General features: G+C 58.1%; 29 protein-coding genes and 4 pseudogenes. 14 read left to right on the top strand and 19 right to left on the bottom strand.

The window, feature by feature from the left end; all coding sequences use genetic code 11:
- Positions 1–60 precede the first annotated feature (60 nt).
- The 3 genes and pseudogenes from HB780_RS33485 to HB780_RS10430 form a co-directional block, all read right to left on the bottom strand.
- Positions 61–363 (bottom strand): annotated as a pseudogene (locus HB780_RS33485) (IS66 family transposase); the annotation flags it as partial.
- A gap of 143 nt (positions 364–506) precedes the next feature.
- Positions 507–734, bottom strand: coding sequence for a hypothetical protein (locus tag HB780_RS10435; protein WP_183687467.1), 228 nt, complete (start codon positions 732–734; stop codon positions 507–509).
- Between the two features lie 346 nt (positions 735–1080).
- Positions 1081–1404: pseudogene (locus HB780_RS10430) on the bottom strand (DDE-type integrase/transposase/recombinase); the annotation flags it as partial.
- 213 nt (positions 1405–1617) lie between these two features.
- Here HB780_RS10430 and HB780_RS10425 point away from each other — a divergent pair.
- Positions 1618–2109, top strand: a complete 492-nt coding sequence (locus HB780_RS10425) for a histidine kinase (RefSeq protein WP_183687465.1) — start codon at positions 1618–1620, stop codon at positions 2107–2109.
- Between the two features lie 165 nt (positions 2110–2274).
- Positions 2275–2655 carry a helix-turn-helix domain-containing protein gene (locus HB780_RS10420; protein ID WP_183687463.1) on the top strand — a complete coding sequence of 127 codons (381 nt, stop codon included), beginning with the start codon at positions 2275–2277 and terminating at the stop codon, positions 2653–2655.
- 291 nt (positions 2656–2946) lie between these two features.
- Here HB780_RS10420 and HB780_RS10415 read toward each other — a convergent pair whose 3' ends face one another.
- Positions 2947–3285, bottom strand: coding sequence for a hypothetical protein (locus HB780_RS10415; RefSeq protein WP_183687461.1), 339 nt, complete (start codon positions 3283–3285; stop codon positions 2947–2949).
- Between the two features lie 115 nt (positions 3286–3400).
- The gene (locus tag HB780_RS10410; protein WP_183687459.1) at positions 3401–3592 is read right to left on the bottom strand and encodes a CsbD family protein; all 192 of its coding nucleotides are present in this window, start codon (positions 3590–3592) and stop codon (positions 3401–3403) included.
- Positions 3593–4054: 462 nt separating this feature from the next.
- Between HB780_RS10410 and HB780_RS10405 the strand changes: the two genes are divergently transcribed.
- From HB780_RS10405 to HB780_RS10380, 6 genes are all read left to right on the top strand, one after another.
- Positions 4055–4351: a PRC-barrel domain containing protein gene (locus HB780_RS10405; protein WP_183687457.1), complete on the top strand. Its 297-nt coding sequence runs from the start codon at positions 4055–4057 to the stop codon at positions 4349–4351.
- A 404-nt stretch (positions 4352–4755) separates the two neighbouring features.
- Positions 4756–5181, top strand: coding sequence for a SyrB-like regulator (locus HB780_RS10400; protein WP_183687455.1), 426 nt, complete (start codon positions 4756–4758; stop codon positions 5179–5181).
- Positions 5182–5328: 147 nt separating this feature from the next.
- Positions 5329–5937, top strand: coding sequence for a hypothetical protein (locus HB780_RS10395; RefSeq protein ID WP_183687454.1), 609 nt, complete (start codon positions 5329–5331; stop codon positions 5935–5937).
- Positions 5938–5958: 21 nt separating this feature from the next.
- Positions 5959–6534: a hypothetical protein gene (locus HB780_RS10390; RefSeq protein WP_183687452.1), complete on the top strand. Its 576-nt coding sequence runs from the start codon at positions 5959–5961 to the stop codon at positions 6532–6534.
- A gap of 525 nt (positions 6535–7059) precedes the next feature.
- Positions 7060–7938 carry a 3'-5' exonuclease gene (locus HB780_RS10385; RefSeq protein WP_286203035.1) on the top strand — a complete coding sequence of 293 codons (879 nt, stop codon included), beginning with the start codon at positions 7060–7062 and terminating at the stop codon, positions 7936–7938.
- Positions 7939–8109: 171 nt separating this feature from the next.
- Entirely contained in the window at positions 8110–8256 is a 147-nt protein-coding gene (locus HB780_RS10380) for a DUF1127 domain-containing protein (protein WP_164049362.1), read from the top strand.
- Between the two features lie 351 nt (positions 8257–8607).
- On the opposite strand, the gene HB780_RS10375 is transcribed toward HB780_RS10380, so the two are convergent.
- From HB780_RS10375 to HB780_RS10365, 3 genes are read right to left on the bottom strand one after another with little or no spacing between them, the layout of a single operon-like run.
- The gene (locus HB780_RS10375; protein ID WP_183687450.1) at positions 8608–8808 is read right to left on the bottom strand and encodes a hypothetical protein; all 201 of its coding nucleotides are present in this window, start codon (positions 8806–8808) and stop codon (positions 8608–8610) included.
- Complete coding sequence (locus tag HB780_RS10370) at positions 8802–9014, bottom strand: hypothetical protein (RefSeq protein ID WP_183687448.1); 213 nt, start codon at positions 9012–9014, stop codon at positions 8802–8804. The genes HB780_RS10375 and HB780_RS10370 overlap by 7 nt, the downstream gene beginning before the upstream one ends.
- Positions 9004–9576 (bottom strand): type IV toxin-antitoxin system AbiEi family antitoxin domain-containing protein, encoded by a 573-nt coding sequence (locus HB780_RS10365; RefSeq protein WP_286202906.1) that lies wholly within the window; start codon positions 9574–9576, stop codon positions 9004–9006. Before HB780_RS10365 ends, HB780_RS10370 begins: the two co-directional genes overlap by 11 nt.
- Between HB780_RS10365 and HB780_RS10360 the strand changes: the two genes are divergently transcribed.
- Positions 9571–9738 carry a hypothetical protein gene (locus tag HB780_RS10360; protein WP_183689722.1) on the top strand — a complete coding sequence of 56 codons (168 nt, stop codon included), beginning with the start codon at positions 9571–9573 and terminating at the stop codon, positions 9736–9738. The two genes, HB780_RS10365 and HB780_RS10360, sit on opposite strands and share 6 nt — an antisense overlap.
- A 290-nt stretch (positions 9739–10028) precedes the next feature.
- On the opposite strand, the gene HB780_RS10355 is transcribed toward HB780_RS10360, so the two are convergent.
- From HB780_RS10355 to HB780_RS10345, 3 genes are all read right to left on the bottom strand, one after another.
- A complete protein-coding gene (locus HB780_RS10355; RefSeq protein ID WP_183687446.1) occupies positions 10029–10697 on the bottom strand; it encodes an NAD(P)-dependent oxidoreductase in 669 nt (222 codons plus the stop codon).
- 69 nt (positions 10698–10766) lie between these two features.
- The gene (locus tag HB780_RS10350) at positions 10767–11240 is read right to left on the bottom strand and encodes an SRPBCC family protein (RefSeq protein WP_183687444.1); all 474 of its coding nucleotides are present in this window, start codon (positions 11238–11240) and stop codon (positions 10767–10769) included.
- A gap of 36 nt (positions 11241–11276) precedes the next feature.
- Positions 11277–12146 carry an SDR family oxidoreductase gene (locus HB780_RS10345; RefSeq protein WP_183687442.1) on the bottom strand — a complete coding sequence of 290 codons (870 nt, stop codon included), beginning with the start codon at positions 12144–12146 and terminating at the stop codon, positions 11277–11279.
- 106 nt (positions 12147–12252) lie between these two features.
- Here HB780_RS10345 and HB780_RS10340 point away from each other — a divergent pair, with 106 nt between their 5' ends.
- On the top strand, positions 12253–13143 hold the full coding sequence (locus HB780_RS10340; protein ID WP_183687440.1) for a LysR family transcriptional regulator: 891 nt from the start codon (positions 12253–12255) through the stop codon (positions 13141–13143).
- A gap of 34 nt (positions 13144–13177) precedes the next feature.
- On the opposite strand, the gene HB780_RS10335 is transcribed toward HB780_RS10340, so the two are convergent.
- Positions 13178–14077, bottom strand: coding sequence for an AraC family transcriptional regulator (locus HB780_RS10335; RefSeq protein WP_183687437.1), 900 nt, complete (start codon positions 14075–14077; stop codon positions 13178–13180).
- Positions 14078–14175: 98 nt separating this feature from the next.
- Between HB780_RS10335 and HB780_RS10330 the strand changes: the two genes are divergently transcribed.
- Positions 14176–14934 carry an SDR family oxidoreductase gene (locus HB780_RS10330; protein WP_183687435.1) on the top strand — a complete coding sequence of 253 codons (759 nt, stop codon included), beginning with the start codon at positions 14176–14178 and terminating at the stop codon, positions 14932–14934.
- Between the two features lie 37 nt (positions 14935–14971).
- Positions 14972–15910 (top strand): alpha/beta hydrolase family protein, encoded by a 939-nt coding sequence (locus tag HB780_RS10325; protein WP_183687433.1) that lies wholly within the window; start codon positions 14972–14974, stop codon positions 15908–15910.
- A gap of 671 nt (positions 15911–16581) precedes the next feature.
- On the opposite strand, the gene HB780_RS10320 is transcribed toward HB780_RS10325, so the two are convergent.
- Positions 16582–17637 carry a pyridoxal-phosphate dependent enzyme gene (locus HB780_RS10320; protein ID WP_286202905.1) on the bottom strand — a complete coding sequence of 352 codons (1056 nt, stop codon included), beginning with the start codon at positions 17635–17637 and terminating at the stop codon, positions 16582–16584.
- Positions 17630–18247: pseudogene (locus HB780_RS10315) on the bottom strand (recombinase family protein). Before HB780_RS10315 ends, HB780_RS10320 begins: the two are co-directional and overlap by 8 nt.
- A gap of 593 nt (positions 18248–18840) precedes the next feature.
- Here HB780_RS10315 and HB780_RS10310 point away from each other — a divergent pair.
- Positions 18841–20001 (top strand): NADH-dependent flavin oxidoreductase, encoded by a 1161-nt coding sequence (locus HB780_RS10310; RefSeq protein ID WP_183687431.1) that lies wholly within the window; start codon positions 18841–18843, stop codon positions 19999–20001.
- A 74-nt stretch (positions 20002–20075) separates the two neighbouring features.
- A complete protein-coding gene (locus HB780_RS10305; protein WP_183687429.1) occupies positions 20076–20909 on the top strand; it encodes an SDR family oxidoreductase in 834 nt (277 codons plus the stop codon).
- Here the strand turns inward: HB780_RS10305 and HB780_RS10300 are convergent.
- The 5 genes and pseudogenes from HB780_RS10300 to HB780_RS10280 form a co-directional block, all read right to left on the bottom strand.
- Entirely contained in the window at positions 20893–21288 is a 396-nt protein-coding gene (locus HB780_RS10300; protein ID WP_183687427.1) for a hypothetical protein, read from the bottom strand. The genes HB780_RS10305 and HB780_RS10300 overlap by 17 nt on opposite strands.
- Positions 21289–22221, bottom strand: coding sequence for an XdhC family protein (locus tag HB780_RS10295; RefSeq protein ID WP_183687425.1), 933 nt, complete (start codon positions 22219–22221; stop codon positions 21289–21291).
- 58 nt (positions 22222–22279) lie between these two features.
- A pseudogene (locus HB780_RS10290) lies at positions 22280–24661 on the bottom strand (xanthine dehydrogenase family protein molybdopterin-binding subunit).
- Positions 24658–25650 carry an FAD binding domain-containing protein gene (locus HB780_RS10285; RefSeq protein WP_183687423.1) on the bottom strand — a complete coding sequence of 331 codons (993 nt, stop codon included), beginning with the start codon at positions 25648–25650 and terminating at the stop codon, positions 24658–24660. Before HB780_RS10285 ends, HB780_RS10290 begins: the two are co-directional and overlap by 4 nt.
- Positions 25647–26138: a (2Fe-2S)-binding protein gene (locus HB780_RS10280; RefSeq protein ID WP_183687421.1), complete on the bottom strand. Its 492-nt coding sequence runs from the start codon at positions 26136–26138 to the stop codon at positions 25647–25649. Before HB780_RS10280 ends, HB780_RS10285 begins: the two co-directional genes overlap by 4 nt.
- Positions 26139–26388 lie beyond the last annotated feature (250 nt).

Raw genomic sequence — 26388 nt, 5'->3', positions numbered from 1 at the left:
CAGAAGGTCCGACCTTTCTCAAGTAAAACGCTGTTGGCACCCACCTCCCTGCACCAATACTGTGGCGCAATACGGATTATGGGAATGTCGAGCGCTGGTGTCGTCAACCGTCACATAGCGTGACGATACAAGACCGGAATGCAGCACCGCCGCATCCTCGGCGACAAAACCACCCAGTCGCCTGGTCAGAAGCCGCACGATCTGACGCTTGGGCGCGATCATCGCTGGCGATGACGCTGTGACCAATATCATTCAGCAACGTCATCAGCCGTCCGGTCGTCACTTGTCCCTGGGCATGGAGCATCAGGCAAAGCCGGTGGAGGTTGGCGCCATGCCATACCCACCGACGATCCCCGCGGGTACCGCAAACGGCCCGATCTGAAGAAGCCGTTTATGAATAAGGAACTGGTCAAGATCGTTATGCGCCTTCTCCCTGGCTGATTGACGCAGCTGGCGTGCCTGCTTCAGAACGCCGCGGATCGCCTAATAATCTTCGCCCAGAGGCTCTATTTTCGCACGCCGTGTGCCGGACCTTCATCCTTGACGTCACGTGGCGTCGGCGTGGGGATAACGCCGTGGTCCGGGTCATGCACATCCTGTTCCTTAGAACCATCCGCACCCGTTAACTTGCGATCATGGCTCGAGCGTCTGGTGTCTCGTAGGGTCGTTGCCTCATTGATGAGAGAGGTCAGCTCCTCAACTGAAAAAACGGACAGGTCAAAATTCTTGGTCATGACAATCTCCCAAATGGCTTGGTTCTCCCATGGTAAACGCGCGACTTCGTGAAACGACCAAATGACTGGAAGAAATTCTGACAAAGCTGGAACGGGCCGAAGTGAAGGCATAGGGCTGGCGGCGTGAGCCGGCCCAACTGACAAAAGGAACAGAAACACAGCCCCGCGTTTGTATGGGTAATCCGGCATCTTTTTGCGCCCAAAGCTACCTCATACAAGATAAAGCTAATTGCCGCCCTGATCGTCGGCGCAATAGCAGCGTTGGCCGACGCGCGATCAAGGGGTGAAACCGAGTTGTCACGTTATCGAGCGTTAAACGGCCGGCGCGCTTTGTCGTTGTAGATCGGGCAATTGCGCCGGTGACGGCTTTCCAATGAGCTATAGCGCGGATGCGATGAATGTGATTGGCCAGTGCGGATCGTTTGTGGCGTGGGGTGACGATGATATTTCGAAGTGCCGAGAAGATCGAGATGAACCGTTGCAAGCCTCCGGTTGATCGGAAACCTTGCATGGCCCTCTCCCGTTTGCGCAGAGGCAAATGGGAATTTTCCGCTCGATTGTTGAGACCCTTGTGGGATCGGTGCTCGATATCCGGCATAACGTCCCGCTTGGCGGCGTCATATGAGCGCAGCTTGTCGGTGATGATCCTCTTGGGCATCACCGTAGTTTTTATCTCAAATTTAGAATATTATGCAGCGTTACTGGATAATGATTGCTTCCGCCGGGATAGACCTGCGGCGGCCTGAGAAAGACGATCGTCACCAAGCCAATCCGGCCTGAGCGGACGTCACACGGGAGGCTGAACGATTGTCCAGGTCGCCAACCCCATCCCCCCGCACTTCGGGCACTTGCCGAGCCGAGGCCCTACCCAAAGGTGAATTGCATGAAAAAGCTAGTCCTGGCGACCCTGATCGCCGCGCTTCTTCCAGTGGCATCATACGCCGCCACCCTGAAGTTCCCAAGCGATGAGCCGGTCGCCTCGATCACCATTCCAGATAGCTGGGGTCCCAAGGAGACGGAAACCGGCATCGATGCGACTTCGGACGATTCGGCGATCTATATTTCGATCGATGTTGCTGACGCGAAGACCACCGACAAGGTCATCGACGACGCCATCGCCTATCTCGAAAAGAATGGTGTCAAGATCGACGGCTCGACACAGAAGAAATCGGACGAAATGGTCAACGGCATGAGCATGACCAATTTCGACTGGGATGGCACCGACAGCGACGGTGGCGTCAATGTCGGCCTGTCCCTGCTTGCGCCAACCGCCGACAAGCTTCTGGTCATCACCTATTGGGGTTCGAAGGGCACGCAGGAAAAGCACGGGGCAGAACTGCAGGCGATCATCAGCTCGCTCAAGGCAGCCAACTGAGATACCTCATCTCCATGTTTGGAGGTCGCGGACGTCAGCGCTCGCGGCCTTTATATTTTTCCTATTTTCTCGACGCCTGCCAGGAATGGATTTTCTATCCGCTTCGGCAGTAGCTTGTCTCATTGTTGATTTGTGTGATGGTTCAACCCAGTTTTGGGTTTCGTGATGACCCGGCCGTTTAGTCGAACTGTCGAGCTTTTCAATGTGTTAGATCTGTCTGAACGGGTTAGCGCGAAGTTGCAATCGGGGTCAAAAACTCGTGAAACTCAACAGCAAATACAGCGCAAGAGATTGGGTCGTGCTTATCAGATGCTAGCAGATCCCAACCGTCCGCAGCCGCATATCGCTGAGGTCGCCCGGTGTCACGGCTTTTCGAACGAGAAGTCCTTCTTCCGCCTATTCAAAGCCGAGTTAGGCCACACGCCCGGTGAGACGCTGGAGAACATGCGCGCCTGTGTGTTGAAACAGGCTGTTCCTCAGCATCGTCCCGAAGGTGCCAATCTGCCCTCGGGCTGGACTTTGCCTTTCGGCACACCCAATCGTTGAGACTATCGGGGGCCGATCGCATAGGACATTCCATCATCCGTTCATTTGGCAAACAGCACGGGTGGCTTTTTGATTTTCGCCTTTAAGATGCGGATGGCACTGTGCACCACGTATGATAGGCCAGCCGAGGGGGTCATCGTTGTTCTCAAACTGAGAGGCGAGAGACTGGCAAAATGAATGGTTGAAATCCCCTCACTCACCAGATCAATCCGATCGCACAAAGTCCATATGACCAGCGGAGCAGCACGCTCGAGAGCCCCTTCAGTACTCAGAGCAGGGAACCCTCATAGTCTACTGAGCCGTAAAGAAGGTCAGCAGAACTTTGCCCTTGTCGCCAAGCAGGCAGACGAACCTGTCGGGCTTTCCAGTCTTGTCCTTGCGGGCGATGTAGGCCTCTCCCAGAATGACCGTCTTGACCGCGACGTCTTCGACCGTGGTGTCGGCCTTGCTGATGGCAAGACTTTCCATGTCCATCACGAGATCGGTGATCTCTGGCGACCGCTCCTGTAGGGCTAGCAGCCCGGTCGACTTACAGGCGCTCACCGCCGGGTCTTCGGCGGCCTGTGCAAAGGCGTAGTTTGCGGAAAAAAGGGCGAGTACGCCCGCGGCGCCTAAGGCAGTGCATTTCATGCGATCTTCTCCCATTAAAAAGCCCGCGAACATGAACTGACCCTATAAAGTTGGACATCCACCCTCGGGGGTCAATTCACTAGCGCGGGCCTAAACTACGGCCAGTGATATGGCTTTAAGCCTTGTCGACGAAGTTCTTGATGGCATCCTTCGCATCGCCCTTGGCAACCTGGATTTTGCCCTTGGCTTCCTGGACAGCGCCTTTGGCCTGTTCCTCGTGATTGTCTACAGCCTTGCCTACGGCCTGGCGTGCCTTGCCGGCCACTTCATTCGCGGTACCTTTGATCTTGTCGGATGTGCTTCCCATTTTTCGTCTCCTATAGCGGGCTGTTTTGAAACGTGCTGAGCGGCCTGTTGGTTCCGCTAGGACGCGACGGCGCGCGCCGGGGACACTGCCGTTATCCTCCACTCGCAGCCGATGTTCCACCGCTCGAGCGTGCGATCGGAACGCATGCTGGGTCGTTATCTTCACGGATACGGGCCGGGGAGTTTGCAGATCTCGTGACTGTCCGCACACTCTATTTTCCTGAAAGGCAGAGCGACGAGCATGTCTGGGCAGCGTAGCAATTCAGGTCGGTGGAAAAATTGGAGATGAATAGCCCCGAGTTTTGTAGAGACCCTCGGGTTATGTTCTCTGATGCTTTTCGAACCCGACAGGTGACAGCATTCCGTTTCTGACGTGTTAGCGCTTCGGGCTGTAGACCATCTCGATGGAACAAACTTTGTTCGCTTCGGGTTACCCCTCCTCAGGAAACAAGGAGGATCACTAATGGATCATACAAATCACGTTCGCCTATCCACGATCGAGTTGACGCCTGCCGTGCTTGAAGGCGCGACCATTTATGGCGCCGATGACCACAAAGTCGGCAAACTGGATCACATTCACGGGTCCGGCGCAGGTGGTACCGCGATCATCGACGTTGGAGGCTTCCTTGGTATCGGAGCAAAGCCCGTCAGCGTTGCGCTGACCGATCTGGAATTCATGCGCGACGACGATGGCGACGTCCATGCCGTCACAAACTGGACGAAGGATCAGCTCAAGGACATGCCCGAGCACAAAGACTAGCGTTCTGAACTCAAGAACATCGAAGCCCGGCCGTTGTGCCGGGCTTTTCTGTAATTGGACAATCGTGAAAAGCTCGGCGATCCGCCGGCTGCCCGGCGGGGCTTGAACTTGAGCGCGCTCAGGGGGTGGCACGACTATCGCACAGCAAGTTATCATGGACGTCCTTGGTCGATCCGTCCCAGATATTATGTGGGAACTTGTTCTGGATCCGGCCGGAGTGAAAAACAACACGTTCGAGCAACCGCTCCGCCGGATAGGGCGATGGTGGCGGCAAGTGGTCCCATATTCAGATGTTGGCAGAGAAATCTGGACCGCTTTTACCAAATTGTAGGCGATCCCTAGGTTCATGTTGACACCGGCTTGTACGCGGTCGAAAAGAAACTCACCTTAGAGGGAGATCACTGATGGCTGACGAGAACGATACAGGCGCGGCAAGCGCGGTTTTGACACCGACCCCGGCAGAAGCGCCGGTCGTTAAAAAGCAGCGCGCGCCGCGCCGCTCAAAAGCGGAGATTCAAGCGGCCCAGTTGGCATCGCTTACGACTGTAAAGTCACCCAAGGTTCGCAAAAAGCGCGCCGCCAAAGTTGAGGCGACGTCCGTTGCTGTCGAAACACCCGCAGCCAAGATCGCTAAAGGGGCCGACGCCAAAGTGACTGGAAAGCCCAAGGCAGTCAGGCAGGCGAAAGCGCCAGCAAAGGTGCCTGTCACGGCTGCAGACGAGATGGCAGAACTCATTCAGCTTGAGGAAGAAAACAGGCAGCTTCGCAAAGCCTTGGCAGAAAAGCTGCGGGCGGAAAATGCTGACCTGCGCAAGCGCCTTGGCGTCTAGTCTGTCATAGCGAACATTAGGTCGGTTGCACTATCGACCCTCACCAGTATGGTCTTGGACGGTTCAGAAAAGACCGGGCTTGCGTCGCGACCCCGGATTTCGAGCTGTGGCATGATCACGATGCCTGTCGCTTGAGGTTGAAGCACGATGAAACCACCATGGAAGTTCCTTGCTCAATTGATGTCACGGCAACGACCGTCCGAGAAGCCCGATCAAACGAGTGAGCGGGACATCGATCGCAAGCCTGTCGAAATTGAATTGCAGCCAGCGCCGTTGTCAGTTTTACCGGAAGCAACATCTAGTCCGGAACATGGCCATGAAAGCCCATCTCCAGATCTGGTTGAAATGACGGCGGTAACCACAAGCACAGTCGATTCCGTTGCGCCTGCATCGCTGACGGCTGAAGCCAGAGAGCAAATGGCCGGAGCGGATCATGGCAGAGAACAGCCGGTCGTCGACGTGCCGGCGTTGGGGCCGGCGAGCGCGGCCGCTGAACCACCCGGCATGTCGCAGGAAAAACCTTCGAAGGTAGCAGGGAAAGGCCACGCCGGCCGGATTGCGCCGAGTCATATGGCCGCCGCTGGGGAGCCAGTTCGACAATCTCCGTCGGCGTCCGAAAACCAGTTTTTTGACGAGGCGGCAAGCTTGGACGAAGACATCAAACAGCTCAAAAATCAGTTAGCTCAAAAACTGCGTTTGCAAAATGCCCAGCTCAGAAAAATGCTCAAGCGCTTCGAATCCTCGCAAGCCAACTGAAAATATCCAGAGATTAGACCTATGAAGACACAGCAGCGATCATTCGTCGTCGAAATCAAATCGACGCGCCGACAGTCAAAAATGCCACCGAAATCGATCTGGAGCGACACCGATTTCAAGGCGCTCGTTCGCGAAGCGGACGCGTCGCATCTGTTCGAGCATGACACTGTCGCGGACGCTTCGCGCCAGGATGAGGGGCGGGTGTCTAACGTAGAACCGCAGGAAGAGCCCGTAGATATCGATGTCGGCAACGAGCAGCAGGTACAGGCTTTATTGATCGGGGCTGATCAATCCTGCTCACAGCAGCAAGATGGGCGTTCAACGTTTGGTGCGGTATCGCAGAAGGAGATGGACCCGCCAAAGCGACCATCGAGACGAGGGGTGGGACGTCGTCGCGACACAAGGATCGAACCGTCTGTCAACGGGGAGAGCAACGCTTCCACCGCGCTTATGCCCGTCGATCACAGCGAAGCGTCATACGATGAGCTGACCTCGCTTGAGGAGGAAAATCGACGCTTGAAATGGCTCCTGGCGAAACAGCTGTGTCAGCAGAATTTGCAGCTCCTCAAAATGCTTGAGCGGTTTGCTATCACTTGAGCCGTGTCATTAATCTCGAAGATGGTTTGAACGATTCACGGTTTGAATCTCATCAAGACGTTCACATCTGACTGCTCAAAAGCGCCACTGCGGCGGTAGCTGGTTTAAGAGCGGACCCGCGCGCCGGGGGTGTCGGTCCCGGTTTCCGGCGTTGCCGTCGCTATGCTAAACCTCCTGCGGCAACCCTTTTAACCGGTCTTGTGGGAGGCGAACGGCTTTCGCGGTTCCCGCTACAGCTGGTATGCCCTTCCTATTCCAGACGCTTCTGCGCAGCGACCCAAGAGCGGTCACTGCGTGAAACTGCGCGATCGTAAACCCTGCTCGCTAGGTTGGCTGAAATCGCACCCCCACCAACAAGGTTAATCTGCAGATCGTGCCGTGTTTTGAAGGTGGAAAATTGGCGGCGGGGCTTAGACAACAGGAATGGCCGAACAGTTTGACATGTTTTCGGAGCAGGCTCCGCGCGACCATGCGGTCACGCGCGGCTCCCCCAAATTCGCTAAACCCTACAAACATGCCATCCCCATGAGTGAAGAGAACATGGTCCGACATCTGTCGCAGACAGGTCGATATCGGATCCTGCAGAAACTCGCGCCGCGCGCAATCGCACCATTCGCCCGGCCAGCATACCCCCTCAAGGGCACCATTCTCGACACCGAGACCACGGGCCTCAATGCTCGCAAGGATGAGATCATCGAGATTGGCGTGATCGCTTTCACCTTCGATGCGACAGGAAGCATCGGTGACGTCACCGGCATCTACGGTGGGCTTCAACAGCCAAGCGTTTCCATTCCCACTGAGATCACCAGGCTCACCGGGATCACGGATGATATGGTCGCCGGACAGTCAATCGATATGGCTGCGTTGCGGGCGCTGATTGAACCGGCTGATCTGCTGATCGCCCACAATCCCGGTTTCGACCGGCCATTCTGCGAGGCATTTTCTCACCTGTTTTCCGGCAAGCCCTGGGCTTGCTCCAACTCCGAGATCGACTGGTCGTCGCGGGGATATGAAGGTACCAAGCTCGGATACCTGATCGGGCAAGCGGGATATTTCCATGAAGGTCATCGCGCGGTCGACGATTGCTTTGCACTTCTGGAGGTCCTGGCTCGAGAAATGGATGGACCGGCTTCCACCGCTTTTGCCGAGCTCTATGAAGCAAGCCAGAGGTCGCGTGTCCGGATCTTTGCGGAGAACAGCCCCTTCGACATGAAGGACCATCTGAAGGCGCGAGGCTATCGCTGGTCCGACGGAAGCGACGGCCGTCCCAAATCCTGGTGGATCGAGGTTGGAGAAGAAGCGCTCGATGATGAGCTTCGCTATCTCAGGGCCGAAATCTATCGCTATCCAGACGCCGATCCACCCATCAAACGCCTCACGGCCTTCGACCGGTTCCGGGCCTGATCGCTCCCCTCAGCCCGTCTGCTGATTGGACCCATGCTTTGAATGCATGGCGGACCTGAGACCTTGTGCCTTATCGACGGGCGGGCAGGGGCCTATATCGCAATCATCGAAACGACGTTGGAACCAAAGCATGGTTGCTGGCGTCAAGAGACCTCACGAAAGGGGATCATCATGAACGTAGCACGCTCTTTCAACACTTGGCGCAAGTATCGTCAGACCGTAACCGAACTCGGCCGCATGAGCTCACGTGAGCTGCAGGACCTCGGCATCGATCGCGCCGACATTCACAGCGTTGCCCGCGCATCGGTTGCTCGTTAAGCGACTGTTTCCAAGCCCACCTGAATGACGACACGCCCGCTGATGACGCGGGCGTTCCTGTGTCTAGACCGACGAGAGGCGCTGTGCTGGAGATCTATCTGAGATCATGCACTTTTCGCATGGCTGCACTGCAGCAAAGTCTATTTAATGTGCGGAGGGAATGGATATTCTGGTTTTCATCGAAGCGATGCAACTCCTCCCGCAGAGCTTCGGTTTCAGAAGGCCCACTCCTCCTCCCAGGGACGTCTGTCGGAACAGCGGCACTCCTCCTCCCAGCTGCTGTTCGGTTCTTTTCGAAAAGCCTGCCGCACCTCCTCCCGCGGCAGGCTTTTTCGTTTTGGGCAGGGGCAGTCACGGGAGCGGCCGCTTGCGTCGCGCCAGTACGATCAACACAACGCCAACAACGGCGACCAGAGCTCCCCGATAAATCCAGGGCGACTGATCGATCATGAAGCTCTCGGCCGGATATGGAAAATACCCGCTGCCCTGACCCATCCAGAGCAGACCGATCAAAACGAGTAGTCCTCCTAAAACATATGCAAGCTTCACCATAGCGATCTCCTTGTTCCAGACTGGCGAGCAGAAAAAGTAGCAATATTTTTAATGAATGAAACGGTTGGGGATTCCGCCGTCTGCTCGGCCTCGCCGGTGACAGCAAGCGCTTCCTTCATGAAGATATAAATTAGGACTGCGAGAATGATAGAGGCTGCAACTACACCCAAGTGGATGGGCTGCCGCATGTAGCGATCACGCGCCATCTGTATGCTCCTGTCGGACAAGGTCCGCAGGGACCGTAATGCGATAAATCGGGTGAAGCCGGCCACCTGGGACAAGTGCACGATCGCCGCGTCCCATATCGATCTGTGACCTATCGATATGCTTGAGCCACGCATGCGCGTGCTTGTCTGCATAGACGAAGAAGAGGCGTTTCACCTTCACGCTACGACATTGGGCAAGTAGCGCCGTCAACAATTTTGGGCGTAGATTGACCATTCCCTGAAACATCATGTCGATGCTGTGAAAGCTCTCGTTTTTCGGTAATTCATCAAGAGCCTCCAATATAGCCCGCTCGGCCGATGACATTTTGATAGGCCATCGCCACGGGCTCATGGCCCTCTCCTCATCTGGTTCATCTGACAGGCTAAATTCGCTGTTCTCGACGCCGCTTGTCTCTTCACGGAATAGTCCATGACCTCGGCGCACGAACCTGGCATCGGTTGCCAACGTCATAAGCCAGTCGGGGATATCAGAGCCGTAGAGGTACACGCGTGTACCCTTGCGGCTCTTGTCGAGCATTTTGCCGAGGGAAAACTGGTGCATCCGGCAGCGCTGCTTGCGCCATCAGCTGAAGACGTGCGGTCGTGGGTCGGACGCTACACCATCACCGGCGAAACCTGGAAGCCTTACGAGCGCACGGTCGAACAGCCCGCGAACTCGGTCGGCAGACAAGCCGCGACTGCCCAGATGTCAGTCTTCGAGTAGCCGAGCCGCGGGGCTCAGGCCCCGCTTTTCTCCAATGCCCGCAACGCCGTTGCGACCTGCTTCTGAAAAGAAAAAAGGGCCGACGGAAAACCGCGGCCCATAAAGTGTGAAGGTCATGGACCTCCAGAGGGGAACAGCTGCTGCGGCGGAACTGGGAGGAGGCCGCCATGTGCATCAGCTGAAGTCTGTATGCCCTAATTTTTGTGCAGTGCAGCTATGCGATCGCGGCTTGGGTGACCGCAATCTCTCACGCCTGCATCTTTCGCTTCGACAGGCCATTCCAGCCAACCCTACCAAGTGATCAACGGCAACTTATGTAGCCAGCGATCCGTGTTGACTTGATCCAGCACGAAGGTCGCAACGTCTTCGCGCGAAATGGAGCCTCCGCGGAACTGGTTCAAGTTCGTGAGCGTCTGAATCGTGGTGCGCCCAGACTTGTTGTTGAGGATCGAAGGACGAACAATGGTCCAGTCAAGTCCGCTGTCCCTGATGATGGCCTCCTGTCGATTCTTGTCGGCATAGACCTTACGCAGGAGCAGAGGGAAGATCACCTTGTCGAAGAGGAAACCGCCGTGTCCTGCGCTGTCGCCAGCGCCCATACCGGTGATGGTCACGAGACGCGAGACGCGCTCTGCGTTCATGGCGCTGACAAGCGATCGAGTCGCGGTCGAAAGAAGCGTGACTTGGCGAAATGGGCTGGCTGGTGTGCCAAGCGCGCTAATCACAGCATCGCGACCCTTGACGGCCTGGCGCAACACCTTCTCGTCACGGGCGTCTCCAACGACGATCTTCGCTCCCTTCATGTCTGCGGCCTTTTCTGGCGAGCGCACGAGGAGGGTTACATCGTAGCCGCGGCTGACGGCCTGGCTGACGATGTGGCGGCCGGTTGGCCCGGTTGCGCCGAGGATCAGGATCTTCGGCGCAGCGGCGAGAGTTTTATCGGTCGTAAACGTGGTCATTGTCGTGCTCCTCTTGAAAAGCGGGAGCCTCTCAGGAGGCCGCCCTGTTGGGTTGGATGCTGGTGATAATCAGAGCCTGCCCTCCGCGAGAAGTTCGCGGGTCCGCTTCAGCGTCGACAGCAGGGCCGATTTGTAGCCCTTATCGCTGTCAAACTGCGTCTGCTCGGCCTGTTCCTCTGGGCCATCAGGTTCCTTACCGCGCAGGCCGAGGTAGCAGTAGAACTTCAGCTGCAGTGCGCCGGCTTCGTCCTCGAACAACTCGTTGATAATGGCGCCTTCGCGTGGGCCGGTTGACTGGAAGAAGGTGACCTTGCTCTCTGGCTCGAGGGTGATGATCTCCCTGATGTCGGAGCCGACAATGGTAGCTTCGCGCACGAAGTGCGTCGGGCTCTCCTCAACGACGTCACAGCGGGTGCAGAGGCCGGGCGGGAGAAAGAGGCGCGCATCGCGCGCCTTCAGCTCCAGACCCTTCCAGACCTGCTCCCGGGTGAGTTTGGTTTCGCCTTCCGGATTCACCGGGACTGTTGTGGTCGAATAGATCATGACGATGGTCCTTGTTTAAAATTGTGGGCGCCTGCCTCAGGCAGAAGCAGCGGTTTCTGAGGCGAAGTCGCGATAGGAGCGCAGCGGACGCCCAAGAAGCGTCGTCAGGCGCTCGACATCACTGCCCTCGGGCAGCATGCCATCTGTTAAAAATCGATCGCCCATCATTCGCATGTCGTAAGCCATCCAAGGCGGCATGAACTGCTTGAGGTTCTGCTCGAAGGCAGCAGTATCGCCACCGCCGTAGTTGATCTGGCGAGCGAGCACGTCCGACCAGATGGCGGCGATATCCGCTCCGGTAAGGGTGTCTGGACCGACCAAATTGATGCGAGTGATCGGGAGCGGCTGTGCGGCCTGTTCGCGTCGCAGCAGTTCAAGGGCGGCAATCTCCGCAATATCGCGCACGTCGATCATGGCGAGGCCCTTGGTCCCGACGGGCATTGGATAGACGCCATAGCCAGTGATGACGTCCTTGATCGTCAGATCGTTCTGGATGAAGTAGGCCGGACGCAGGATGGTGGCGTGAAAGCCCATCTGCTCGATCATCCGCTCGACGCCGAATTTTCCGGCGAAGTGCGGCACGTTCACGTAGACATCAGGGTGAATGACCGACAGGTACACGATCCGCTCAACGCCAACCGAGCGGGCGACGTTGAGGGCGATCAAAGCCTGGGTGAATTCGTCTGGTGCGACAGCGTTCAGCAGGAAGAGCGTCGATACACCGTCGAAGGCGGTACGCAGGGAGTCGACGTCGAGAAAGTCACCTTTGGCGACGGCAACGCCCGCCGGGAAATTGGCCTTGGAGGGGTCGCGGACGAGCGCGCGGACATCAGCGCCGCGATCGATGAGGTGCTGGATGACTTGGCCGCCGATATTGCCGGTGGCGCCGGTAACGAGAATGGTCATGGGATTTTCTCCAGGTTGGTATTGCTTGACACCCGGAATATGACTGGTTCATTATTATCCAAATAGACTGTTAAATTAGACAGTTTGTCTCACAAGTGGAACGATCATGGATCTTGTCGCCCTTGCTGATTTCAACCTTGTCGCGCGTCACGGTGGCTTCGGCAAAGCGTCACGGGCGTCCGGCCGTCCCAAAGCGACCTTGTCCCGACGGGTGACGGAACTGGAGGCCGCCCTTCAGCTTCGACTATTTGAACGTGGCGCGCGTAACCTGAAACTCACCGAGGAAGGACGCGCCCTTCATGAGCGGACAACCGCTCTGCTGACGGAACTCGACGAAACGGCGGCCGCTATTGCCTCGGGTGCGGAAAAGCCGCGCGGCAGGTTACGGATTAGCGCGCCGCTTTTGTTTTCGCAGACCGCCATGGGCAGGATCGCGGCGGGCTTTGCACTGAAATATCCCGACGTGCGGTTGGAAGTCACGACGGAAGACCGAGCCGTGGACATGATCGAGGAAGGCTATGATCTGGTCATCCGGGTCAATCCGGACCCAGACGAAAGTCTTGTCGGCCGAGCCTTTCTGCATGATCGCCTGGTCGTCGTGGCAAGCCCCGATCTTCCCCGACCGGCGGCAGATCTCTTAGCGCCTGGTGTCGTGCGCGGGGCCGGCGATCGGCAGACCTGGAACCTCGTGACTTCGGAAGGATCGGTGACGATCGGGATCGAGCCCATCCTCGCCCTGTCGTCACTCATCATGGTTCGGGATGCCGTGCGAACCGGCGTAGGCGCTGCTCGCATGCCGATTTCGCTGGTGAGTCACGATCTGGCCGACGGCACTTTGCTGCACTGGGGCGATATCGAGGGATCCGAGGTCGCGCTGTGGGCGCTTTACCCGTCGAAGCGTCTGTTGAGCGCGCGTGTATCTGCCTTCCTGGATTTTCTGAAGCAGGCTTTTCCCAATGGAACGCCCGATGAACTGGCGGCCTACATCGGCAGGTGAGGGACCGCCTGCTCCACATTTTGTACCGCCAGCGTTACCCAGAAGTGTTTTCCCGAGAATAGGCGCCGGGCGGCATTCCCACATGCCGACTGAACGCGACGCTGAAGGCGCTTGCCGAGCCATAGCCGACGCGTTGCGCGATCTCTGCCGTGGCAACATCCTTGCGAAGGAATTCCTTCGCCAGCGCCATGCGCCAGCCGGTCGCGTATTCCATCGGGGCCACGCCAACCTCCTTCCGGAAACGATCGAAGAAGGTCGAACGGGACATGGCGGCATCCCGCGCGAGTGTTTCCACCGTCATGCTGCGGCCCGGATCTGCGTGAATCCGGCGCAAGGTCGGTGCCAGCAGCGGATCGGCCATACCGCGCAGGAGGCCGGGCGGGGCCGCCGTACTTGCCGTTGATCGCAACGCTTCGATCAACAGCACCTCCAACAACCGGTGAAGCACCATCTCACGGGCGGTACGGTCGGCTCTCGTTTCGTCGTTTATCATCCCGACCAGCATCATCAGCCGCTCTTCGCCTTGGACATGGATGACCTCCGGCAGCAGTGAGACGAGAAGAGCCTTGTCATCCGAGCCAAAGGCGCAGTGACCAACCATCGCCTTGATTTCGGTAGGTGTTTCGGGGTCTCCGAGCCGGAAGACACCCGGGCTGGTCTCCAGACGCTGGGCAAGCGCTCCGCGGAGCGGCGGTTCCAGGCTGCTCATTGTGAACGAGAAGATTTCCGGAACCAGCACGAAGTCGCCGGCTGTCAGCAACATCGGCTCACGACCGGTGATCGTCATCCGGCAATGGCCTTCGACCACGGCGCAATAAAAGGGGCTTCCAAGTTCGGTGCGCTCGACGAGCCACTGACCACCGCCCGTCACCAGCTTTGAGATCGAGGGGCTTGGCTTGAGCAGGGAAACGACTTCGGCAACTGGATCGGTCATAATTTCGGACTCATGCTAAAAGGTATCGGACAATCAAATATAGCAAGTCCGAGTTTGGTGGTCCATCTCTCGGTAAGTTAATCGTCAGGAGACAGAATATGCCAAACATCCTCATCACCGGTTGCTCATCCGGCTTCGGTCTTGCAATCGCGCAAACATTTGTGACCGCAGGATGGGACGTGGTCGCGACCATGCGCACGCCGCAGAGCGATCTGATACCCCATAGCGAAAAGCTCAAAATCCTGGCGCTGGACGTGACCAACGCGGATAGCATCACGGAGGCGGTGGAAGCGGCGGGGCCGATCGATGCTCTGGTCAACAATGCCGGCGTCGGCATGCTCAATGTACTGGAAGGCGCCGAAATGTCGAAAATCCACGAACTGTTCGAAACGAACGTGTTCGGCGCAATGGCGATGACCAAAGCCGTTCTTCCGCAAATGCGTATCCGTCGGTCAGGCGTTATCGTCAACGTCAGCTCCAGCGTCACCCTCAAACCGCTGCCGGCACTCTCCGTCTACAGCGCCAGCAAGGCAGCGCTGAACGCTTTCACGGAAAGTCTCGCTCTTGAAGCGGCTCTCTTTGGCGTCCGCGCCAAACTTGTTCTGCCGGGTTCGGCGCCGACGACCGGGTTGGGCAAGAATGCCGTCGCCCGTATGGGAATGGACATCCCCGAGCCGTATAGCGCATTCGTTCACGACTACCTGACAACGCTGCGTTCTGGCATAGAATTCACGACGCCGGAAGACGTGGCAGAGGCCGTCTGGCGTGCTGTCACGGAACCGGAAGCGCCGATGAAAACTCCAGCCGGCGCGGATGCGCAAACCCGGTTCCGCGAGGCGGTCCACTCGGTGGCCTGAAGACGACTACGGAAATCAATGCTTAAGCATCTGGACCATGAACAACCTGATCGGTCTCGCCGAACATATTCCTGCGCCTGAGGCCACTCTCACCGTGGCCTATACCCCAATCCGTTTGCCGATGCCCGGCCGCCAACCGCTGGAACTGCGTCTGACCGCACCGGCGACCGGCGGCAACCTTCCCATCGTGCTGCTGTCGCATGGGTTCGGCCCGTCCAACTATATTCCGTCGAAAGACGGTTACGCGCCGCTCGTCCAGTTTTGGGCGGAACGGGGTTTCGCGGTAATCCAGCCGACGCATGCGAGTTCGCGCGTCGGTGGCTTGCCTTCAGATGCGCCCGGCGCGCCGTTCTTCTGGCGCGAGCGCGTCGAGGAGATGAAGGCTATTCTCAACCAGTTACACGAGGTAGAGCGGCAGGCGCCCGCCATTGCTGGCCGGATGGATCATTCGTGCATCGCCGCCGTCGGTCATTCCTTCGGCGGGCACACCGTTGGGCTCCTGCTAGGCGCGCAGCTGAATGGTGAGGATTTCTCCGATCCACGCATTTCGGCAGGTATCCTGCTGGCTGCGCCGGGACGCGGCGGAAAGGACATGACTGATGAGAACGCCGCACGGTTTCCGTTCTTCGACGTTGAATTCTCGACGCTGACGACGCCCAGCCTTGTCGTTTGCGGTGATGCGGACGATCCGCATTTCACGAGCCGTGGCCCTGAATGGCATGCGGATGCGTTTCACGATGCGCCGGGCGCAGAAGCGCTGTTGATGTTGCACGGCGTCGGTCACGGGCTGGGCGGGATCGCCGGGCTTGACGCAAAGGAGACCGAGACCGAGGCGCCTGACGTTCTGGAAGCTTTGAGGCGTCTGACGCTCGCCTGGCTTCAGACAGTGCTGGGAGCAGATGAAGGTGCATGGCCCGGCGGGTGCCTCGCGCTCAAGGGTAAAGCGGCCCCGCTTGCCGATGTCACGCAAAGCTAGCACTAAATTTGGTGAAGTCGATTGGCGGCCAGGTTGCTCCTCGCGACCCCGCCGTTCGTGGTTTCAAGGAATGGGTTGACCGGCGGAAAACATCGTGCGGCTTGAAGCCCTGATTGGTCTTCCGGCCGGGGCGTGGTCCGTCTGAAGCTGCGAGTGGGGGAGTGAGCACGCGTCAGTCTTGTCATCCATCGGGCATGGCACCACAACCAGCTACGCGAGGAAGCAACGCACCGTTTCCTGCAACCTCCCACATGCGGCGTTGGCTTCGATCACTCGGTCGGTGCTTGTGGGCGTTATGCACCCATTTCCATTGGTCACCACTCGATGAGGCCATTGCCGTACCCCTTTATCTGACAGCTGGCACGTCCACTGCGGTCTCGATGGGGCATGTCTGACCGAAGACCGCCTCGCGATGCTCGGCTCTATCGGCATCTGCAACGGCCGGATCGTTTTCTTCCCCTGTGCGCTAAAGCGCCCATTCCTCGCGAGACAAAAAACCTTGTCCCTGGCCGTCCTCCACTCCGTTTCGGCCTTTCAGGGGTCGTTTGCGGGAGGGGGCGAAATACTACCTTAAGCCTCTCGCGAGAACCGCCCGACTTGATCGGATGGGATGCCATTAGTTTCCGACTCCCAATGCAAGGTGGTAGGCCAATCCTGGGGGCGAAATGACACTAAGAACGTGACGTTTCAGCATCTTCTGTTTGTTGGTTGGCCATGTGGCTTATGTGCCGGCGGCCTCGTTCGGTCAGGGTGAGATAGGACTCCGTATCGATGTTCGCCCCACAAACCACGATGCCAATGCGCTTTCCCGCTATCCTTTGACGCAATGGGCCGACAGCCCCGGCAAGAGCGGCGGCGCCGGCGGGTTCCACTGCCAACTTTGCCTCTTCCTGATAGATCGCCATTCCGGCGCAAATATCGTCGTCCGACACCGTGACGATGTTATCGACGTAGTGGGCAATCACGCCAAAAGCGAACGGTAGCGCCATTGGCGGGGCAAGATTATCCGCCACGGTCATAATCCTATCGAGGGTAACCGGCCGGCCCTCGGCCAGGCTGAGCGACATCGAGGCTGCCCCTTTCGGTTCGACGCCATAGACAGCACAACGCGGGTTAACCTGTTTGATTGCCGCAGCAACGCCGCTGATCAGTCCTCCGCCGCCAACTCCGACGATGACCGCATCGAGATCGGGAACTGTGTCAATGAATTCGAGGCCGACACCTCCCGTGCCAAGTGTGACGTTCTCGCCTTCAAAGGGGTGGATTAGCGTGCGCCTCTCCTCTCTTACGATACGCTCTGCCTCGGCGAATGCTGCAGGACCGCCATCCTTGAAAATCACTTCTGCGCCTTCTGCCTTCGCCAGCGCGACCCGGAAGGGATTCGCTGATGACTGCATCACGACCTTTGCCGAGAGCCCAAGCTGGCGAGCCGCCCAGGCCGCCGCGATCGCATGGTTGCCAGCGCTAACGGCAGTGATACCTGCCTCCCACCTTTCCAGCGGAATAGAATGCGCGTTTGACAACGCACCTCGGGCCTTGAAGGTGCCGGTTTTTTGGAAACATTCGAGCTTGAGGAAAACTTGCCCCGTATCGAACAGCTGCGTGATGAAAGGCGAGGCAAGTTCGATAACTGGCGTCTCGAAAATTGCGTCCGCCAATGCGACTGCCCGAGCCCGGATCTTGCTGAGCTCAACCGCAGCGACTGGGTTCTGAGACATCTCACTCATGATTCTTACTTTCTACGCGATTCCGCTTCGCTATGTCAGCGACGGTGTTCTTGCTGATGCCCAGATCGCGAGCGATCCACCGATAGCTGCGGCCTTCTGCGACCGATGCCATTACTTTCGGCGCAAGCCGATCTGATTTGGGGCGCTCACCTATCTGACGCCCAAGCTTTTTGCCTCGTGCTTTCGCAGCTGCGAGCCCGGACTTGACCCGCTCGCTGATCAGATCACGCTCGAACTCCGCAATGCCGGAAAGGAATGTCGCCAGCATTCGTCCGTGAGGGGACGACAAATCGAACGCCATGCCGTTCATGGCGATGACGGAAACCCTCCAGCTTTCAAGTTCACGCAGCGTGTTGAGAAGGTCGATCGTAGATCGCCCCCATCGAGAAAGCTCGGTCACGAGGATGACATCGATCTGTCGCGATTGCGCCAGCGCCATGATCTTTCGCCGCTCGGCCCGATCGAGCTTTGCACCGGAACCGGTTTCCTTGAAAATTCCGCCGACACTGAAGCCGGCGCGTCCGGCAAATGCCGTTAGGTCACGCTCCTGCCGCTAGCAGGACTGATCGGCGGTCGAAACGCGGCAATAAATGGCGGCGCGCTGTCCCAATTGAACCCTCGCGAATTTTAGGCCCTGAAGGCCTTGATTTGAATGGGGTGATTGTTGTCCAGAACAGACTGTACTTCAATAGGGACAAACAAAGCATGCCTCGGCGCACAATCCTGACTGAACGACAGCGCGAGGCACTCTTCAACTTACCCGCGTTTCGCTCTTGGGAGCTATGGCAGGGACTATAACTCTCGGCCAGCAAATACATTAGCCGCCTTAATCTGCATGGCGTTAGAAATGTAGCTTTTGAATGGCTGATCAAATATCGCGAATTCACATTGCTGTGCATCGGTGCGTCGGGGGGGGCGCGGGAGACCGACATCCCGCTCCTGGAAATAGGAGGGAGAACCAATCACGGCAAAGCGGAATTCCGGATACGCCTTCAGAAGCGGGCTAAGCCGTGATCGAACTCGCTCTGATGCAGGAAATAATTGCACAGGCTAACACGGAGCAATTCCAAAGCCGCCGCGACCACATTCAGAAGCCGTCTTTCTAACTTCATGCAGATTGGTGCGAATAATCAACGGTCGTCTTCTTTGCTAAATGACTGTTCCGAAACAGCCACCAAAGCAGTGCAAGAAAGAATCTCGATCATGAAAGCCACACTTTTCGAACCGTTTAGTTTTCCAAACGGATTGACCCTTCGAAACCATGTCGTCATGGCGCCAATGACGACATGGTCCGCGAACGACGATGAGACAGTCTCCGGTGAGGAAACCAGCTATTACCGGCGCAGGGCGCAGGGTGTCGGCCTGGTTCTGACGGGCTGCACCCATGTGACAGCCAACGGTGTCGGCTTCACCGGCGAGTTCGCCTCCTATGACGATAAATTCATACCGAGTCTCCGCCGGCTTGCAAATGCCGCCAAGAGCGGCGGAGCGCCAGCGGTGCTTCAAATCTTCCATGCTGGCAATAAGGCAGAACCTAACCTGGTGCCTGACGGAGATGTCGTGAGTGCCAGCTCTGTTCCAGTTGCTGCGGGGCCTTTCAATCCCGGCGGAGTCACACCGCGCCCCTTGAGCCACGACGAAATCCTCGACGTGATCTCCGCTTTCGGCGCAGCTACGCGCCGCGCCATCGAAGCCGGTTTCGACGGTATCGAACTGCACGGCGCGCACGGCTTCCTGCTTCAGAACTTCTTCTCGCCGCTCTACAACCAGCGCGACGACGAGTGGGGTGGGTCGCCCGAAAGCCGCATGCGTTTTCCTCTCGCTGTTGTCCTCGAGGTCAAGCGGGTCATCGGCCAATTTGCAAAGCGGCCCTTCCTTCTCGGATACCGTATTTCGCCTGAGGAATCAGAAGAGGGAGGCCTTCGTATCGATGACGCCTACGCGCTGATCGATGGTCTCATCGCAACCGGCGTGGATTACGTCCATGCCTCGCTGACCAGTGTGCTGGAAGCTAAACCCATTGATAGTGACGACGATCGCACCGTCGCCGAACTGATCGCTACCCGTGTGGCCGGACGTGTCCCAGTGATTGCCGCTGGCCAGATCAGGACGTCTGAGCAGGCTAGGAGCGCTCTTGATCTCGGCCTTTCGCTCGTGGCTGTCGGCCAGGGGCTGGTGATCAACCCGAACTGGATTGAGCTGTCGAAGGGCGGTAGCGAACATCAGATCGAGGTTGAGGTCAGAACCTCGAAAGTCCCCGAGATCGAGCTTCCGGCCAAGCTCTGGGGCGTTATCCAGGCCGCCACGGGCTGGTTCAAGGTCAATGATGACCTCCCAGAACAATCGAAAAGAGCGAACGCATAAGTCGTCACTTAATCCCCGTTGGGTTGGCTGCGCAGGTCTGCCCTTCGGGATCTAACACCGAAGGAATAAATTCCATGAGTAAAGTTTGGATGATCACAGGCGCCGGGCGCGGCATGGGACTGGATTTCGCCAAGGCGGTTCTGGCTTCCGGCGACAAGCTTGTTGCGACCGGTCGTAATCCGGAACGCGTAGCCGAGGCGATCGGGCAATCTGAAAATCTGCTGGTGGTCACGCTGGATATAACCAAGCCGGCTGATGCGGACTCTGCTCTCAAGGCGGCGCTCAAACGCTTCGGACGCATTGATGTGCTGGTCAACAATGCCGCAAGCTTCTACGCGGGTTATTTCGAGGAGCTGACCCCGGAGCAGATGGATTTGCAGCTGACCAGCGGACTCATCGGCCCCATGAGCGTTACCCGGGCCGTGCTGCCGGTGATGCGCAGCCAAGGATCCGGCAAGATCGTCTCCATTTCTTCTACTGCTAGCCTGGTCGGCTTCGAGTTTTGCAGCGCTTACGCTGCCTCGAAGTTCGCGCTCGATGGCTGGATGGAGTCGCTGCAGCGGGAAGTCGCGCCTTTTGGTATCGAGACCATGATCGTCAATCCGGGCTTCTTCCGCACAGAGCTTCTGACTGACGATTCCACCCAGTATGCTCCGTCATCCATTGGTGACTACGACGAACGACGCGCCCAGCACTTTGCCTTTTGGAAGTCCGCCAACGGGCAGCAGCCCGGTGACCCAGCTAAGCTTGCCCAGGCCCTCATTGCGCTGGTCAACCTTCCCGAGCTGCCCCGTCGCTTTATCGCTGGCGCCGATGCGGTCGGCATGATCGAACAGAAGCTTGCCCTGGTGCAGCAACAGATCGATGCTCACAGGCAACTGTCCAGTTCTCTTACCTTCGAAGCATAGGCTTGAAAGCGCTACGTGCGGGTCGCCAGAGGCGACCCGCTAACTCTGCAGATTTCTGCTCGTAACTGCTTCGATGGGCAAAGCTGGCCATGGAGATGCGGCTGGCAGTGTTGTATTTCCTGCCGGACTGGTAGCGCGAGGTTTTCTCCTGGGTTGGGCATTCGCCCCTGTGAATCGTCGGCATAATCTTGACGGGAGGGTGGCAATCGGCTTCCAGATCAAACTCGTTTTTGCCAGCGAATGTATATGAGATACCATCGCGCTGGCGCTCGGCCAGATGATCATCCGAGGCACTCTCCACCAGGATCAAGACAAGTCTGTCGTCGGAAATATCGTCCCGGTTGAGATGCAGTGTGCCGTCCTCGTCAACCGCTACCATTCATGCCATCGAAAACGTCTGTGCGACGTCTGCCACGACCGAAAGCGCAAGGGTGTTTGCATCGCGCGTCGGTCCGAACATACCGATTGGTGCCTTGATGCGATCCGTCTGCGCAGGTGTGTAGCCTCGCGCCCATAACGCCTCGCAGCGGCGCACATGCGTTCTCTTGCTGCCAAGGGCACCGATGTAGAAGGGTTTATGTTGCAACGCTGCCTCCAGCAACGGCAGCTCCTGATCATGATCGTGAAACAGCACAGCGAATGCCGTATCCTGATCAATCCCGGTCTCGTCAAACTCCTGAGATCGCCGATCAAAGGAAAACACCTCGATGGCGGAGGCAATCGCCAGTCTCTCCGTCGCTGCAAGCTCGATTCCGCGGCCGCATAGGATCAGCCGAAGATTCGGTTTGTAGGATCGGATAAACGAAGTGTCGCTCCACGAGCCCGCGGCTTCCTCTCGCGCTTTGACGGCAGCAACCGTCTGGGCGCCGGGGTCGTAACGCAGAGCGATCCTCTTGCGCTTCTCAAGGGCCGAAAGAACCTGGCGAAGCGGCTTTACGTCGTTCACGACATGGATCGCCAGCGTGATGCCCCCGCCACAGGGGAGAATGATGTCGAAGAATTGGGAGCCTTCGCCGAGGCGAAGGTATCGGTCCGTCCCTTTATTTATCGCCGTTATTGCTTCGGCCGCCACAGCTGCTTCGGTGCAGCCGCCTGAGACATATCCACAATAGCCACCATCGCCACGGACGGCCATCTGCGCGCCGAGTGCACGCGCAGCGCCTCCACGAATTTCGACAAGCGTCACCAGCGCACTACCGTATTTTGTCTCGGCGCCATCGGCTGCATAGTTGACGATCGCCTCGGCGTCGTCGGTCATGAAGGCGCAGAATGGCACAGGTGGGGTATGGAGCACGGAAAAAGACGTCAGCATGAAGAATCCTCAAAGGAATGACCGCTGAAGCTGGGAATTGCCGCAGCGATCATCTTTTCTAAGCCAGCTTTTCCAAGGTGATCGGAAGGCTTCGAATGCGCTTGCCCGTCGCGTGGAACACAGCATTCCCGATCGCTGGGGCGACCCCCACGACACCAATCTCGCCGACGCCTTTCCCCCAAGAGCACTCGCTTGCAAGTCGGGAATGCCGACTGAAATCACCTGGACGTCAGGCACATCGGCATTGACGGGAACCGCATAGTCCGCGAAATTTGCATTCACGATGCGTCCGTCTCGCTGGTCAACATATCCTTCTTCTAGAAGCGTTTGTCCCAGACCCATGATCATGCCGCCGATCCACTGGCTTTCGGCCAGTTTCGGATTAAAGATCCTTCCACTGTCAAATGCCGCAACCATACGTTTGACACGGATCGTGCCGAAGTCCTCGTCGACGCGAACTTCCACAAATTGCGCGCACCAGCTGTGTGCCGAGACGCCCCCCTTCCAACGAGGCTTTCAATTGAGCGAAACTACGGTCGGCGCCGTTTTTCATGTCCTCGGTTGCGTCTGGGGCGAATGTGTTGCCCTCGACTTCCAGTTTGCTTTTGCCGACAGCTTTCAACAAATTCGCAATGCTGATGCCGCCGGTCGGTCGACGTGTCGGACGAACGGAGCCGTTCTCGAAGGTGAGGTCCGTCACCTTGGAGGCGACCAAGGGTGACTTTGGATCCGAGGCTGCCAGCGACAGCAGGGTATCGCGCGCGTTCTTCGCCGCCCGGGCAACGGCACCCGTCAGATTGTTCGCTTGCTGGGAGCCGCCGGCGAGCGCCGATCTGGGGAGGATGGTATCGCCCAGGCGGACCGCGATGGTCTCGACGGGGACGCCGAGGGCTTCGGCTGCGGTTTGGGCAAGAATGGTATAGGTCCCTGTTCCGATGTCGGTACCCGCGCTGAGGACTTCTATTTGCCCGCTGGCATGAAAGACGATCTTGGCCTCGCTCGCAGTGCGGATCATCGGGTAAGAGCCGGCAGCCATTCCATAACCGATAAGCTCTCGGCCTTCGCGCATTGAGCGGGGTTGAGGATTCCGGTTCCACCACCCGATGGCGTGCGCGCCTGCGGCATAGGCTTCCCGCAGCTGTCGCGTTGTCCACTGCAGGTTGCTGCTGGGATCGATGTCAGCCCAGTTGGCAAGGCGCAGCGTAATCGGGTCCATGTTGAGCGCGTAGGCAAGTTCGTCGATAGCGCTTTCCAGCACATAGGCACTGGGGTTCTCGCCGGGACCGCGCTTCCAGCCTGGTTGGACCGTATTGACCGGCACGACGTAGAGACGCGACGCAAAGTTCGGCGTTGCGTACATGATCTTCGTCACATTGTTGCAAGCTTCGATATGGACTTCGTCGATCGCCGTCTCGTTCCAGCTCTCATGGACGATCGAGCTGATCTTGCCGTCCTTCGAGGCGCCGATGGATAGGGTCTGCCGCGTCGCCGGCCGGCCACCAAGGCCGGTAAACGTCTGCGGGCGCGTCAGGGAAACCTTGACTGGTCTACCGAGCTGGCGAGAGGCCACGCAAGCCAGTCCCACATGGGGATGCGCCCCGATTTTGGAACCGAACCCGCCGCCGACGTAGGGCGAGATCACCCGGACATTCTCGATATCGATGCCAAGCCATTCCGACACGACACTTCGTGCGCCGCCAACCCACTGACTGGGCTCCCAAACGGTAATCTTTCCGTTTTCCCAGGACGCGATGCAGGCGTGTGGTTCCATGGGTACGTTGTATTCGCGTGACGTGGTGTAAGTGACGTCAACCTTGACCTCGGCATTGGCCAGCGCTGTCGCCGCATCGCCCCACGCGGCACCCATCGGTTCGATAAGCTGCACTTTTGCCTTGGGATCGTTGATGTCGAGAATGGGATCGCCGTCTGCATACTCGACCTTGAGAAGGCTTGCTGCTTCCGTCGCCTGTTCAAAAGTTTCTGCAACCACGAGGGCGATATGCATACCGTTGAAGCGGACGACGTCGTCCTGGATTGGCGTGAATTCTTCCGTTGCGCCGCCACCCTTGCTGTAGACGGTTGGCTTGTTGATCTTCAGGGTATTCTGAAAGGTATAGACGTCCAAGACACCGGGCAGGGCCTTGGCGGCAGACGTATCGATATTGACGATGCGCCCTGCCGGACGCGTCGATTGGACCGTGACGCCATAGGCCATGTTCTCCAGCTTCTGCTCGATTGCATAGCGTGCCTGTCCGGCCACTTTCAACGGACCTTCAGCGCGAGACAGTCGGGCGCCAAGAGGTGATACCTTTGCGGTGGCGGGCTCGACAGCAAAAGCTTTTGGCGCAAGATTAACACCACCACCGGCGACTGCGGCCACGCCGGCTCCGAGTTTCATGACGGTACGGCGGTTGAGTTTGAGATTGTTATCCTGTGTCATGCGATATCTCCTACCGTCATCAGGGCGCGCGCCACGACCTTTGGTGCCAGTTCGATCTTGAAAGCGTTGTGTCCACTCGACTTGGCACCATCGACTGCCGATGCTGCAGCTGTTCGGAGCGTGGCCTCGTCAAGCGTCTTTCCCTTGAGCGCCTCCTCGACTGCACGAAGGCGCCATGGCTTAGTGGCAACGCCACCAACGGCGATGCGCACGTCGCGAATGGTCTTGCCGTCGTCATCGAGCTCGATCCCGACCGCGGCACTTGCGGCGGCGAACTCGTAGGAGGCGCGATCGCGGACCTTGAGATAATGAGAGCGCTTCAAGGCGGCGACACGCGGGATCTCGATCCCGACGATCATCTCGCCGGGCGATAGTTCGTGCTCGATATGAGGGGTTTGGCCCGGAAGCAGGTAAAAATCGTCGATCGGAATGATACGCTCCGAAACCCCACGGACGATGACCTTGGCGTCGAATGCCACGAGCGAGACGGCAAAATCCCCGGGATAGATGGCGATACAGGCGTCGCTGGTGCCGAGTACGGCGTGATTGCGGTTGACACCCTCGATCGCCGCGCATCCAGAGCCGGGATTGCGTTTGTTACAGTTCGGGTATGCGCTTGGATCGCGGAAGTATGTGCACCGGGTTCGCTGCATCAGATTACCGCCGATAGACGCCATGTTGCGCAACTGCGCCGAGGCGGCACGCCATAGGCTTTCGGAGAGAACCGGCGCCGCCTCCTTGATGTCAGCGTCGTCCGCGACTTTGCTCATCTTGGCAAGAGCGCCAATGCGGATGACAGCCGCCGATACCTCGATCGTGTCGAGCCCAGAGAGGCGGGTGATATCAACCACGCGCGCGGGACGCTCGACATTGAGTTTCATGAGATCGAGGAGCGTGGTGCCGCCCGCGAGAAACCGAGTTTCTGGCTTGGTGGCCTCGGAAATCGCTGCTGTGGTGTTCTCGGCGCGTAGATAATCGAAAGGTCTCATAGTGCTGCCTCCTTCTTGAGGCGGCTGGCGGCATCGCGCACGGCGGCGACGATATGTGGATAGGCGCCACAGCGACAGATGTTGCCGCTCATATATTCGCGAATGTCGTCGTCGGTGCGTGCATGACCTTCACGAATGCAGGCAACGGCCGACATGATCTGGCCAGGCGTGCAATATCCGCACTGGAAGGCGTCGTGCTCGATAAAAGCGGTCTGGACCGCGTGCATCACACCGTCGGCCGTCTGCAGGCCCTCGATGGTTGTGACGGGGCGGCCCTCAACTTGGGCCGCCAGGGTGAGGCAGCTCAAGACGCGCTCGCCATCGACATGCACGGTACAGGCTCCGCATTGTCCGTGATCGCAGCCCTTCTTCGTTCCGGGCAAATCTGCGTGCTCGCGAAGTGCGTCGAGCAACGTCGTTCGTACGTCGAGTTGGAGGTCATGGCGCTTGCCATTGACCTCGAGGGATAGTTGACGGGCGGTCGACATCTCGTCTCCTTTTGGAACCCGGTGATCGATGATTGAACCTAGTTCGATTGTTGACGACCGATTAGTGAGCGATATCTGCATGACGTTAGAAAGGGGACTGATAAATCTCGCGTACCGTCCGGATTTGAGCTTGGACATGAAGACCGTGCGAAGGCTGGTCGCTCAGGCTGAGCCGCGCGCTGAAACACGCCAGGTGAACCATGCCAGAAGAGACGAGCCCGCCAGCATCAATGTCGAGACGTCTGCAATT

The organism is Rhizobium lusitanum, from assembly GCF_014189535.1.
In the GTDB taxonomy this organism is placed as follows: domain Bacteria; phylum Pseudomonadota; class Alphaproteobacteria; order Rhizobiales; family Rhizobiaceae; genus Rhizobium; species Rhizobium lusitanum_C.
This window is presented reverse-complemented; position numbering and strand designations above follow the sequence as displayed.